Origin of the sequence: Ligilactobacillus sp. 110_WCHN (assembly GCF_030518115.1) — a bacterium.
GTDB classification, from domain to species: Bacteria; Bacillota; Bacilli; order Lactobacillales; family Lactobacillaceae; genus Ligilactobacillus; species Ligilactobacillus aviarius_C.
Genome location: NZ_JAULLI010000008.1, coordinates 37,817 through 50,077, shown reverse-complemented (window position 1 = coordinate 50,077; position 12,261 = coordinate 37,817). Strand labels below are relative to the sequence as shown.

The following is a 12,261-nucleotide window of genomic DNA, read 5'->3' as shown; positions in this document are numbered from 1 at the left end:
ACCATGTTTTATAATTTTATGCGCCGGGGTGTTGCATTTCTTGTTCGAATCTTTAACGGTAAACTAACCGTTTTAAATAAAGAAAAGCTTCCTGAAGGCAATTATATCCTTGTCGGGCCGCATCGAACATGGTTTGATCCACTTTTATTTGCCCTTGCTGCTGCCCCAAAGCAGTTTGCATTTATGGCAAAAAAAGAACTCTTTAAAAATCCAATTTTAAAATTTATTTTAACACATGCCAACGCATTTCCGGTTGACCGTGAAAATCCGGGACCATCGGCAATCAAAACGCCTGTTAAATGGCTCCGTAATCAAGACATGTCACTGATCATGTTTCCATCCGGAACCCGGCATTCACAAGCAATGAAAGGCGGCGTGACCTTGATTGCTAAAATGGCCAACGTTCCGATCGTTCCAGCCGTTTATCAAGGCCCGTTAACCTTTAAGACATTGCTTTCCCGGAAAAAAATCACCGTTGCAATTGGCGACCCGATCGTCGTTGACCGGAAAATGAAATTGAATGACGAAAACCAGCAAAAAATCATTTCGCAAATGGAACAAGCCTTTGATAAGCTGGATGACCAAATCGACCCGAATTTTGTATACGTTGATCCGGCAACGAAGAAAACTAAATCATCAAAAGAAGGTGTGACAAAACAGTAAAAACGAGCGAATCGCGCCAGCATAGATTCGGAGGTTTTCGAATTAGCTACGCGTCACTACTCAGCTCGTTTGTTTTGGAACCCGATTATGCGGATATAGCAAAGAGGTTGCGACTAATGTCACAACCTCTTTTTCGCAATTCAATCAATTATCTTTTCTTCTTGCTATTTTCTTTAGCATAGCTGGCCTTCATTGAAGTCATCATTTGGTTGATCTTCCGTTGTGATGGCTTTTGACCCATTTGAAGCATCATGGTTTTAAGCATTTGTTCGTTGAATGGTGGATTCTTCTTCAAGTAGTTTTCAAGATACTTCTTTGCAGCAAAAAAACCAATTGCAAATCCAGCAATCACACCAATGATTACAAGTAAAACTACAATTCCTGTTGACAAGATCCTTTCCTCCTTACGACTAACATAGTTATCATTTTAAGCGAAAAAAGCTAAAAAATAAAGCCTTCATTCCAAATTATAATTAATCATCCCGCAAGCCGCGTTCGCGTTGAATCCGTTTTACCTTTTCGGGAGTAACTTCTTTTCCATCCTTATCGTAAACCTGAAGCATTTCGATGTGACTTCTGAAGTTTTCCCGGAAAAGTGAAAGGTAAGTTTCACGCAACCGCTTTTGTTCAGCTTGTTCTTCCTCAGTCAAACCCTTGTCTTTTTTCTTGTGAGCAAGTTCATTGATTCGATCGATCAAATCTTGAGGAATTGCACCGCCGCGTTGTTCATTTTGTTCGTTCGTTGATTTATCTTCCGTCATCGCTCAGTGCCCCTTTCTTTAAAGTGTTTAATTTAATTCTACAAAAGAAAATCTTAAATTTCAATGATGGCGAACCTTTGTTTGTTTTTAGCAAAAAGATGTGCTAACATTTAAATCAATAAGAAGATCGATAAAGGAGTTTATTATGAGTAAGCCGATTGAAGAACGCCAAATGAGAGTTCTCCGTTTTATTTATGAAACGGTCCAAGAAAAAGGTTATCCGCCAACCGTCCGCGAAATCGGTGAAGCCGTTGAGCTTTCGTCAACATCAACGGTTCACGGCCACCTTGCACGGTTAGCCAAACGCGGATTTATTGTAAAAGATGCAACCAAACCGCGGGCAATCGAAGTTACCCCGGCTGGAATGGAAGCATTAGGAGTTTCAAATTCAAAGCCTGACGCAATTCCAATGATTGGAACGGTTACTGCTGGTCAGCCAATCTTAGCAGTTGAAGAAACCACGGACTATTTCCCGCTTCCGCCTAACTTTGATACCGCCGATGATTTATTTATGTTGACGATTCGCGGTGAGAGTATGATCAATGCTGGAATTTTTAACGGTGACAAGGTCATTGTCCGGAAGCAATCAACCGCCGATAATGGTGAAATTGTAATTGCAATGACCGACCAAAATGAAGCAACTTGCAAACGGTTCTTCCGCGAAGCACATAATTACCGCTTGCAACCTGAAAACGATACGATGGACCCAATTATCCTTGATCATGTCAAGATTTTAGGAAAAGTGATTGGTTTATACCGTGATTATATTAAATAAAAAGGCTGTGACGTAAATCACAGCCTTTTTGTTATATCCGCATAACCGGGTTCCAAAACAAACGGGCTGCGACGCACAGCTAGTGGAAGTTCAAAAACCTCCCCGAATCTTTGCTGCATGATTCGTTCGCTTTTCTGCTTCCACCACGCTCGTTTTTAACGTTTTGTCAGCCCTTTTTATTTTTTATCTGATCCGCCATTTGAATTAATTCATCGGCATGTTTTAACGTTAGTTCAGTGATTTCTGAACCGGATAACATGCGCGCGATTTCGCGAATTCGAGTCTGAGCAGTTAATTTTTGAACACTGGTTTCGGTCCGCCCATCAATGACCTTCTTTGAAATAAAGTAATGGTGATCGGCAATCGCTGCCACCTGTGGCAAGTGCGAAATACACAAGACCTGCGAATTACGAGAAATTTGCGAGATCTTTTCGGCAATTGCTTGTGCGACTCGACCGCTGACCCCCGTATCAACTTCATCAAAAATAATGCTTGTAACGCCTTGCTGTTGCGAGAAAATCGTCTTTAATGCCAGCATGATTCGTGAAAGTTCCCCACCAGACGCAATTTTGGCAAGCGGTCCCATCGATTCACCTGGGTTAGTTTGAATGTAAAATTCAACATCATCTAATCCGGTTGAAGTTAATTCTTGGCTGCCGCTGAACTTGACCTTAAAAACAGCCTTATCCATATACAGTGCACTTAATTGGTGATGAATTGCCTTTTCCAACTCATGCGCTGCTTGATGACGGTGACTTGAAAGTGTCTGTGCCAACCTATATGCCGTATCATAAGCTGCCTTAACCGCCTTTTCCTGTTCTTCTGAGCTTTCTGCACTGTCTTGCATTTCGGCCAATTCCTGTTTAATTTTTTGGCCATAATCAATTACCTGTTGAACGGAGTCGCCGTATTTTCGTTTTAATTGATGAATCAAATCCAAACGCTGTTCAATTTGGTCAAGCCGGTTTTCATCCCATTCCATTGAATCTAATTGGTTATTGATCTCGTGCGAAACATCTTGCAGATTATAAAATGCATCGGAAACTTTCTCGTAAATTCCGTTCAAATCGCTTGAAAGATCTGAAATCTTTTCAAGTTCATCCATTGTCGTCCCAAGTTGACCGATCACATCCACATTTTCACCCATCAATGCCTGATAGCAGTTTTCAAGTGCATCATGAATTGTTTGGTAATTATCAAGCTGATCCTTTTCTTCAACCAACTTTTCTTCTTCATGCGGAACGAGTTGGGCACTTTCAATTTCATTAAGTTGAAATTGCAAAATATCCAGCCGTTGAGCCCATTCTTTTTCATTGGCTTCTCGTTTTTCAAGCGTCGTTTTTAATTTACGGTATTGCTGGTATGCATCCTGATAACGCCGCAATTCATCACGTAAATGGTGATCATATTCATCCAATAAACTAAGGTGCGTTTCTGGACGCATTAATGACTGGTGCTCATTTTGACCATGAATATCGATCAGCATCTCGCCAACTTTCCGTAATGAAGTTAAGTTAACCAATACTCCATTAATCCGGCAAACGTTTCTTCCTGCTTGGTACAAATCCCGTTGAAGGATCAACGTTTGATCTTCATGATCAATTCCTAAATCGTCAAGAATTTGGAAAACCGGGGCTGAAGCTGGCAAAACAAATTGGCCTTGAAGAACGGCCTTCGCAGCCCCCTTGCGAATAAAATCAACTGAACCGCGGCCACCAGCCAAAAGGCCTAAGGCATCGATAATGATCGATTTCCCAGCACCTGTTTCCCCGGTTAAAACCGTCATTCCAGCTTGGAAATCAATATCTGCTTCTTCAATGATCGCAAAGTCTTTAATTCTTAGTTCTTGAAGCATATTAATCCCCTTCCTTTGATTATTGGTTTTGTAACGTTGCATGGGCCTGTTGAACGACTCGATGCGGATCAATTTCAGGTGCAATTTGGCCTTCCCGGTCCACGGCCCTTAAATGAATCAAGAACTCAATATTCCCATGACCACCCGTAATTGGTGAAAAGTCCAAGTCGCAAACATCGTATTGGTTTTCAACCGCAAAGTTAATGATCATGTTGATGACTTCTTCATGAACTTTTGGATCATGAATGATTCCATGCTTGCCGACTTTTTCCCGGCCGGCCTCAAATTGCGGCTTGATCAACGCTACCAAATCGCCATTTTCCTTCAAAATTGGATGAAGCGGCGGCAAAATCAACTTTAATGAAATGAAAGAAACGTCCGTGGTTGCAAATTCCGGCTGTCCCTCCGTAAAGTCTTCTGGTTTGCTGTACCGAAAATTGGTATTTTCCATAACAACGACCCGCGGATCCTGTCTTAATTTCCATACAAGTTGGTTCGTTCCGACATCAAGTGCATAAACTTGTTTTGCTCCTTTTTGAAGCGCAACATCCGTAAAGCCGCCGGTTGAAGAACCAATATCGAGGACAATCTTGTTGCGCACAGATAATTTAAAAACTTTAAGTGCTTTTTCAAGTTTCAGTCCGCCCCGGCTGACATACGGCATTTTGGTCCCTTTAAAATGCAGTTTAGCCTCCGGATCAATTTTCATTCCCGGTTTATCAAGCCGTTCTTCATTTTCACCTAAAATTTCACCCGCCATAACGGCGCGCTTCGCCTGTTCGCGGCTGTCAAAAAGTCCCTGTTTTACAAGTAATACATCAATTCGTTCTTTTTTCATGCTTTATCCTTTATCTTAAAATAATTTAAAAAATCAGCTAGTAATGAAATATCAATTCCATCCCGTTGAAGCACCGCAAGACTTTCACGCATCAATTGAATTGAATGGCGTAATTCTTTCTGGGCTCCTTCAAGCCCCAACAATCCCGGATAGGTATTCTTATTTTCAGCTTGATCTTTATGAACTTTCTTTCCTAGTTCAGCCTCTGTTCCCACAACATCGAGGATATCATCATAAATTTGAAACGCCAATCCAAACTGAATTCCAAATTGCTTTAATGCATCCTGCTGGTTCGCAGAAACGTTACTCAGTAATCCACCCGCATAACAGGCATATTGAATCAAAGCGCCGGTTTTCCCGCGATGAACACGTTGAAGCTTGGCCAACGTTAATTGATGCTGTTCACCTTGAATGTCGCCAACTTGCCCATTGACCATGCCTTCAGGACCCGCTGCCTTGCTTAATGCATGGACTAATTTAATCTGAATTGCTGGGTCAAGCTCTAACCGGCTTAACCACTCAAAAGCAGTCGTCAGCAACCCGTCGCCAGCTAATACCGCCATTGCTTGCCCATAAACCTTATGGTTCGTTGGTTTCCCACGCCGCAAATCATCATTATCCATTTCCGGCAAGTCATCATGAATCAGCGAATACGTGTGAATTAATTCCAAACTTGATGCGGCTTGCAGGTCCAAATCAGAATACGTTCCCTTAAATGTTTGACAAATTGCCAAAATCAAAAGCGGCCGCAACCGTTTGCCACCCGCATCAACTGAGTAGCGCATTGCTTCCTTTAAAACCGAGTAACTTTCTAACCCGACAAGGTATTCATCAAGGCACTGATCAATTTTTGCAATCGTTGCCTGTTTAAACTCTTCAACTTGATTATTCTTCATCTGAATTTCCTTTTTTAAATAACTTTTCGTTTCCTTGATCATCAACAACATGGGTCAATGTCTTTTCCGCATTTTCCAACGTATCCTGGAGATGTTTGCTTAACTTCATTCCCGCTTGGAATTGATCAAGCGCCTCTTCCAATGGAACGTCACCCTGTTCCAGGTGATTTACGATTTGTTCGAGTTGATTTAACTGTTCTTCAAATGTTGGTTTTGCTGTACTCATGATTGATCCTTTCTAACTTCCTGAACTTCAACTTGTGCTATCCCGTCTTTCAAATGAAGACTCAGCTGATCGTGGACGGTCAAAGAATCAACCGACTTGATCACCTGGTCATTCGAATCCGTTACGTACGAAAATCCTCGTCCCATAACGTTGAGGGGATTCAACAGCGCCAAGGCATGGTTCGCGCGCAGATACTGTTGTTCTTTCGCCGTCACTAAGTTTTTCGTGCGTTCAATCAAATGTTCTTCTAAATTAGCCACCCGATGCTGCCGCTCCTGAATCAACTGCTGCGGACTACACTTTTGTAATTTCCCATTTAAAACTAAAAGCCGTTGATGTTCAGTTTGTAATTTTTGTTGAACATTCCCTAAAAGACGGGTTTCAAGCAGGTCAATTTTTTGGATAAACCCATCATATAACCGTTCAGGCTGCCGAAAAATATATGATTTTTCCAACTTTAAGAGCCGTTGCTGTTTAAGCTGAATTATCCGTTTCATTGCCTGGGCAAGACGGATTTGATAATCTTTCAGTTTCAAGATCTCATCAGCTAAAACCGGAGTTGCCAACTCGGCGGCGGCTGTCGGCGTTGCTGCGCGCACATCAGCTGCTAAATCCGACAGGGTCGTATCCGTTTCATGACCGACAGATGAAATTACCGGAATTTTGCTATCTGCAATTGCACGGGCAACCGCTTCTTCGTTGAACGGCCATAAATCTTCAATCGAACCGCCCCCGCGTCCAATAATGATCGTATCAAAGTCTCCGCGGGCATTAACTTCTTTTAGCCGTCCAACCAGTGAATCCTTCGCATATTCGCCTTGAACTTCGGCTGGGAACAAAACAAGTTGAACGATTGGATAACGGCGGCGCGTTGTCGTAATAATGTCCCGAATAACTGCCCCGGACGGACTTGTAATGACTGCAATTCGCTTTGGAAATTTAACAAGCGGACGTTTCGGCCGACTGAAAACTCCTTCTTGAGCCAACTTCGCTTTTAACTGTTCATAAGCTTGATACAAGGCCCCGACACCATCCGGCTGCATCGTTTCAATGTTGATTTGATATTTCCCGGTTTGTTCGTAGACCTCAATTCTGCCGGTTACCAGGACTTTCATCCCATCTTCAGGAACAAATTTGATTCGGTTAAAGTTTGATTGAAACATCACCGCTTCAATTTTGGCATTTTCGTCCTTAATACTAAAGTATTGATGTCTTTCCCGTAACCGAAAATTTGAAATTTCCCCGACTAAGTACACGCGCTCAAGATACGGATCATATGTAAATTTGCGGGCAATGTACTTGGTTAAAGCCGTAACGGTTAAATAGTCTTTCCGTTCCATTTAAATACTTCTCTCTGCAATTTCAATCGTTTGTTTTAAAAGCATCGCAATCGTCATCGGGCCGACTCCGCCAGGAACCGGCGTCATAAATGCCACTTTATCCGCTGTTGAAGCAGCTTCAACATCACCAACTAATTTTCCAGCTTCATTACGATTCATTCCAACATCAATGACAACTGCGTTGGATTTAAAATAATCGCCTGTCAAAAATTCGGCTTTGCCAACAGCTACGATCACCACGTCAGCTTCCCGGGTGATTTCCTTTAAATTACGAGTATGACTGTGAGTTACAGTAACCGTTGCATTCGCATTCAGCATCATTGCAATCATCGGCATCCCGACAATTTTGCTGCGACCTACAATCACGACCCGTTTTCCATCGAGTTGAATACCGTATTTTGCCAACAAGTGCATTATTCCATTCGGCGTACACGGGGCAAGTTCTCCCTTATTCATAAATAGTTTACCAATGTTTTGCGGGTGAAAGCCATCAACGTCTTTTGACGGCAAAATCGCTTGAATCACCCGATCCTCGTTGATTCCTTGCGGCAACGGCAACTGAACGAGAATTCCGTGAACTTGCGGATCATTGTTTAATGAATAAATTAAATCAATAATCTCGTTTTCACTTGTTGAAGCCGGTAAAACATTATCAAGCGTTTTAACCCCAACCTTTTGTGCTGCTCGTTTTTTATTGCGAATATATACCTGACTTGCAGGATCATCGCCGACAAGGACAACCGCTAGGCACGGGGTAATCCCCTTATCTTGAAGACGGTGGACCCGCGTCTTTAATTCTTCTTTAATTTCATTTGAAAGCTTTTTCCCATCCAGTTTCGTTGTCACCAAAATCAATCTCCCTTAATTATTCATACTATGATTTTAGCATATCTCTTTCAAAATAATTATTTGAAAAAGGAATTTGGATAAGAAAAAAAGATTGCGGTATGCCGCAATCTCTTTCCTTTAAATAAAATTCGAAAGAACGCCGTTAATAAACCCGCGTTGCTTTTCATCACTAAATTCCTTTGCAAGTTGAAGGGCTTCGTTCAGCGCAACCTTATTCGGAATTTCATCACAATTTTGAATTTCGTATAATCCTAACCGTAAAATGATCAAATCCGTTTTTGGTAACCGGCTTAACGTCCATTTTGAATTAAGCTTTGAAGCAATTTCGTCGTCAAGTTCAGCTTGATGACTTAAAACTCCTTGAACTAATTCACGCAAATAATCTGGACATTTTGAAACGTGCTTTTCTTCAAGCAGATTATCAACAACGGTCATCACATCAGTATCAGGATTACTATTCACCGCGAATAAAGCTTGAAAAGCAACCTCTCGAATTTGGTGTCTTGTAATACTCACTATTCTTCACCGTTTTCTTCTGCAAAAGGATTATTTGGATCGATCGTTGGTTCTTGCTTCTCAGGAACAATTCCTTGAATGTGAACATCAACAACATCCAATTTCAATCCAGTCATAAACAAAACTTGTTGTTTTACCTTTTCTTGAATCTCATATGCAACTTTCGGCACTGAAACCCCATAGTTAAGTAATGCATAAACGTCGACTTTTAATGATGAATCTTTTTGATCAAGCTTAACGCCTTTACTCCGATTTTCCTTGCCAAAAAGCTTTGAAACACTATTGGCTAACGAACCCCGCATTGAGTATACGCCGTCAACTTGACTTGCTGCGATTCCAATAATGACCTCAACAACTTCGGGCGCAATCTTAATTTCGCCTAAACTAGGTTCTTGACTTGCTAAAATGATGTTATTATCTTCAGCCATTATTAATAGCCTCCTTTAAATTATGCACGTGAAATGTAAGTACCATCTGATGTATTGATTGTAAGCGTATCGCCTTCGTTGATAAAGAATGGAACTTGAACAACTAATCCAGTTTCCATTGTAGCTGGCTTTGAACCACCCGATGATGTGTCACCCTTAATGTTTGGTTCAGTTTCAGCAACGACCAAATCAACAGTATTTGGCAATTCAAGTCCTAAAGTTTCTGAATCATGCATGATAACCTTAACAAGCATGTTTTCCTTTAAGTACTTGATTTCGTCTTCGATTTGAGCCTTGTTTAATTCAAGTTGTTCGTATGTTGAAGTATCCATGAAGACGTAGTTGTCACCATCAGCATACAAGTATTGCATTTCTTTCCGATCGATTTGGGCTTGTTCTACCTTTTCACCAGCACGGAATGTCTTTTCTTGAACAGCACCTGTCCGTAAGTTTTTAAGTTTTGAACGAACGAAGGCTGAACCTTTACCTGGCTTAACGTGTAAGAATTCAACGACCCGCCATAATTCGCCATCAATTTGAATTGTTAATCCTGTTTTAAAATCATTTACAGAAATCATTTTTTGTCCTCCTCAGGTAAAAATTTCGAATTTCCGATACATAGTTAAAGAAATCACTATACTGAATATTTTCACGTGAATTCTTTATTTTGTCAAGCAGATTATTAGAGTTCCGTTAATCCCAGATCAAAATCAGTCAAATTTTCAAACCCGTTCGCCGTAACCAATAAATCATTTTCCAATCGAATACCGCCAACTCCGGGAACGTATACTCCCGGTTCGATCGTGATTACCTGGCCAGCTTGAAGCGGTTCATCACTGCGGTAGCTTAACGTTGGCATTTCGTGGATCGACCGGCCGATTCCATGACCGATTCCGTGGGTAAAGTACTGATCAAGGTGATAGATCTGCAAAACATCATTTGCTTTTTGCCAAAGAGCAGAAACCGGCAATCCCGGAGCAACCATTTGCATTGTTTCAAGAAGAGCATCCTGAACAGCCGCCGTTAACCGGTGAATTTCGGGTGATTGAACTCCCATTCCGCAGACCCGGGTAACATCAAACGTATATCCTTGATAAAAGTAACCATAATCAACCAGAATCAAATCACCAATTTGAATTTTACGCGTTGAATTAACACTATGCGGTTTGACCGTATTATCAATTCCGGTTGCAATAATCGGGTCAAATGATGCCTTATCAGCTCCTAGCCGCCGCATTTCAAAATCAAACCGGTCAGCCACTTCCTTTTCTGAAAATCCCGGTTTAAGAATTTCAGTAAGTAAGCGAGCATAGCCTTGTTTAGCCAATGCCGCTGCCTTTTTTAAATTCTGAATTTCAGCATCACTTTTGACCGCCCGCAAAGATTCGATCACATTTTCAGTTGGAACGATGTCCGCAACTGAGTTTTCATCTAAATAATCATAGTCATGATAACTAATCGAGGCTTCAAACCCGACGGCTACCAAGTGATCTTCTTCAAATAACTGACACGCGGTTTGAAAATAATCACTCGTGATTCGGTAATCTGTAATCGTCTGGGTCATCAGCTCAACCTGAAACCGGGCGTCACTAATCAGATAAGCTGTTTGATCAGTAATCAAAAGCAATCCTTCATCACCGGTAAATCCTGAAAGATAATTAATATTGACCGGATCAGTTACCAGGAAACCATCCATATGATGATCCCCAATAAAGGTTTGAACCTTCTTGATTCGCGTATGATATTCCGTTTTATTCATCATAATCCCTCACTTAACAAAAAAGAGGCTGGACTTTCGTCACAGCCTCTTTCAAAATACATTAGTCAGCAACTGGGTAAACAGATACTTGACGTTTGTCACGGCCTTTGCGTTCGAAACGTACAACACCTTCAACCTTAGCAAATAATGTATTGTCGCCACCCATACCTACGTTTACACCTGGGTAGATATGTGTACCGCGTTGACGGTAAATGATTGAACCGCCCTTTACAAGTTGACCATCAGCACTCTTAGCGCCTAAACGCTTTGAACGTGAGTCACGACCGTTGGCAGTTGAACCGCCACCTTTTTTGTGAGCAAAGAATTGCAAGTTCATTAACATAACAGTTGCACCTCCTCAATGCTTATTTTATCTTGATGTATTTACCATAACTATTCGCAACATCCCGTAAACCAAGTTCAAAACTTTGAAGCAGTAATTGAACATTCGGAAGTTGCACTTGGTCATCGGAAAGCTCAACTTTAAGGAACCCGCCATTTTCATCGTCCGACAAAACTTGCGGTTTGCTCTGAGCAAGCTTTTCTAAACTATTAACGGTATTGATTGCAAGAACAGACACCGCGGAACAGACAATATCTTGTCCGTATTCACCGGCATCTGCATGCCCTTTTAATTCAAATCCAGAAAGTTTCCCGGACCGATAATTAAAATGTGCTTGAATCAAAATATCAACCAACTTTCAATTAAGCGTTGATTTCGTCAATAACAACCTTTGTATATGGTTGACGATGACCTTGCTTTGTGTGTTGGTGTTTCTTGGGCTTGTACTTGAAAGTTACAACTTTCTTTGCACGGCCTTGCTTTTCAACTGTTCCCGTAACGGTTGCACCTTCAACTAATGGTGTTCCGATAACAGTCTTTTCACCACCAACTAAGACAACTTGATCAAAAGTTACTTTGTCGCCAGCCTTAACGTCTAACTTTTCAACGTAGATAGCTTGACCCTTTTCAACTTTTAATTGCTTGCCACCAGTTTTAATGATTGCGTACATCTTGTGCACCTCCTTAATTAATCCTTAGACTCGCCGTAATTTAGTGGTTCATATGAACACTTAAACTTAAAACGTGCGGTTGCAGTTGTACTATGCACAAGTACAACAGTTGTAGTTTATCAAAATCCAACCAACTCGTCAAGGCTCATCCTACTTAAAGATTAAATTGACTTTTAAGAATAATCATCATATAATACTAACGTTGTTGAAATGGTTCGGTAGCTCAGCTGGATAGAGCATCCGCCTTCTAAGCGGATTGTCGAGAGTTCGAATCTCTCCCGAATCACCATTCGTGCACGTTCACTAATTGAACGTGCTTTTTATTTACTCAAAAAGGAGAT

The 12,261-nt window shown here is 41.3% G+C and carries 17 protein-coding genes, 1 tRNA gene and 1 other annotated feature; of the genes, 3 read left to right on the top strand and 15 right to left on the bottom strand.

Translation table 11 applies throughout. From position 1 onward, the window contains the following. Positions 1 to 3 precede the first annotated feature (3 nt). Complete coding sequence (locus Q3C15_RS04150; protein ID WP_302704312.1) at positions 4 to 663, top strand: 1-acyl-sn-glycerol-3-phosphate acyltransferase; 660 nt, start codon at positions 4 to 6, stop codon at positions 661 to 663. A gap of 148 nt (positions 664 to 811) precedes the next feature. Here Q3C15_RS04150 and Q3C15_RS04145 read toward each other — a convergent pair whose 3' ends face one another. Continuing rightward, positions 812 to 1,054, bottom strand: coding sequence for a YneF family protein (locus tag Q3C15_RS04145; RefSeq protein ID WP_289554551.1), 243 nt, complete (start codon positions 1,052 to 1,054; stop codon positions 812 to 814). Between the two features lie 82 nt (positions 1,055 to 1,136). Continuing rightward, positions 1,137 to 1,424 (bottom strand): DUF896 domain-containing protein, encoded by a 288-nt coding sequence (locus Q3C15_RS04140; RefSeq protein ID WP_057906915.1) that lies wholly within the window; start codon positions 1,422 to 1,424, stop codon positions 1,137 to 1,139. A 145-nt stretch (positions 1,425 to 1,569) separates the two neighbouring features. Between Q3C15_RS04140 and lexA the strand changes: the two genes are divergently transcribed. Continuing rightward, positions 1,570 to 2,199, top strand: coding sequence for a transcriptional repressor LexA (lexA, locus tag Q3C15_RS04135; protein WP_283579655.1), 630 nt, complete (start codon positions 1,570 to 1,572; stop codon positions 2,197 to 2,199). Between the two features lie 166 nt (positions 2,200 to 2,365). Here lexA and recN read toward each other — a convergent pair whose 3' ends face one another. The 13 genes from recN to rplU all read right to left on the bottom strand — a co-directional run bounded on the left by recN (position 2,366) and on the right by rplU (position 11,920). Continuing rightward, on the bottom strand, positions 2,366 to 4,054 hold the full coding sequence (gene recN, locus Q3C15_RS04130) for a DNA repair protein RecN (RefSeq protein WP_283580219.1): 1,689 nt from the start codon (positions 4,052 to 4,054) through the stop codon (positions 2,366 to 2,368). Between the two features lie 19 nt (positions 4,055 to 4,073). Next, complete coding sequence (locus Q3C15_RS04125; RefSeq protein WP_289554550.1) at positions 4,074 to 4,892, bottom strand: TlyA family RNA methyltransferase; 819 nt, start codon at positions 4,890 to 4,892, stop codon at positions 4,074 to 4,076. Then, positions 4,889 to 5,788, bottom strand: a complete 900-nt coding sequence (locus tag Q3C15_RS04120) for a polyprenyl synthetase family protein (protein ID WP_283580221.1) — start codon at positions 5,786 to 5,788, stop codon at positions 4,889 to 4,891. The genes Q3C15_RS04125 and Q3C15_RS04120 overlap by 4 nt, the downstream gene beginning before the upstream one ends. After that, complete coding sequence (locus Q3C15_RS04115) at positions 5,778 to 6,014, bottom strand: exodeoxyribonuclease VII small subunit (RefSeq protein WP_289554549.1); 237 nt, start codon at positions 6,012 to 6,014, stop codon at positions 5,778 to 5,780. Before Q3C15_RS04115 ends, Q3C15_RS04120 begins: the two co-directional genes overlap by 11 nt. After that, positions 6,011 to 7,354, bottom strand: coding sequence for an exodeoxyribonuclease VII large subunit (xseA, locus tag Q3C15_RS04110; RefSeq protein WP_289554548.1), 1,344 nt, complete (start codon positions 7,352 to 7,354; stop codon positions 6,011 to 6,013). Before xseA ends, Q3C15_RS04115 begins: the two co-directional genes overlap by 4 nt. Next, positions 7,355 to 8,200, bottom strand: coding sequence for a bifunctional methylenetetrahydrofolate dehydrogenase/methenyltetrahydrofolate cyclohydrolase FolD (gene folD, locus Q3C15_RS04105; protein WP_283573233.1), 846 nt, complete (start codon positions 8,198 to 8,200; stop codon positions 7,355 to 7,357). Positions 8,201 to 8,320: 120 nt separating this feature from the next. Next, a complete protein-coding gene (nusB, locus tag Q3C15_RS04100; RefSeq protein ID WP_283573234.1) occupies positions 8,321 to 8,719 on the bottom strand; it encodes a transcription antitermination factor NusB in 399 nt (132 codons plus the stop codon). After that, a complete protein-coding gene (locus Q3C15_RS04095; protein WP_204778697.1) occupies positions 8,719 to 9,147 on the bottom strand; it encodes an Asp23/Gls24 family envelope stress response protein in 429 nt (142 codons plus the stop codon). The genes nusB and Q3C15_RS04095 overlap by 1 nt, the downstream gene beginning before the upstream one ends. Before the next feature lie 20 nt (positions 9,148 to 9,167). Beyond that, positions 9,168 to 9,725 (bottom strand): elongation factor P, encoded by a 558-nt coding sequence (gene efp / locus Q3C15_RS04090; RefSeq protein WP_057827777.1) that lies wholly within the window; start codon positions 9,723 to 9,725, stop codon positions 9,168 to 9,170. A gap of 104 nt (positions 9,726 to 9,829) precedes the next feature. Next, positions 9,830 to 10,909: a Xaa-Pro peptidase family protein gene (locus tag Q3C15_RS04085; RefSeq protein WP_302704304.1), complete on the bottom strand. Its 1,080-nt coding sequence runs from the start codon at positions 10,907 to 10,909 to the stop codon at positions 9,830 to 9,832. Between the two features lie 58 nt (positions 10,910 to 10,967). Then, positions 10,968 to 11,249 (bottom strand): 50S ribosomal protein L27, encoded by a 282-nt coding sequence (rpmA, locus tag Q3C15_RS04080; RefSeq protein WP_057827775.1) that lies wholly within the window; start codon positions 11,247 to 11,249, stop codon positions 10,968 to 10,970. A gap of 22 nt (positions 11,250 to 11,271) precedes the next feature. Next, positions 11,272 to 11,592, bottom strand: a complete 321-nt coding sequence (locus tag Q3C15_RS04075) for a ribosomal-processing cysteine protease Prp (RefSeq protein ID WP_204778695.1) — start codon at positions 11,590 to 11,592, stop codon at positions 11,272 to 11,274. 19 nt (positions 11,593 to 11,611) lie between these two features. Beyond that, complete coding sequence (rplU, locus tag Q3C15_RS04070) at positions 11,612 to 11,920, bottom strand: 50S ribosomal protein L21 (protein WP_057827774.1); 309 nt, start codon at positions 11,918 to 11,920, stop codon at positions 11,612 to 11,614. Between the two features lie 16 nt (positions 11,921 to 11,936). Beyond that, positions 11,937 to 12,011, bottom strand: a sequence feature (ribosomal protein L21 leader region). A 121-nt stretch (positions 12,012 to 12,132) separates the two neighbouring features. Between rplU and Q3C15_RS04065 the strand changes: the two genes are divergently transcribed. After that, positions 12,133 to 12,209 (top strand) — tRNA-Arg (locus Q3C15_RS04065). Positions 12,210 to 12,261: the final 52 nt, after the last annotated feature.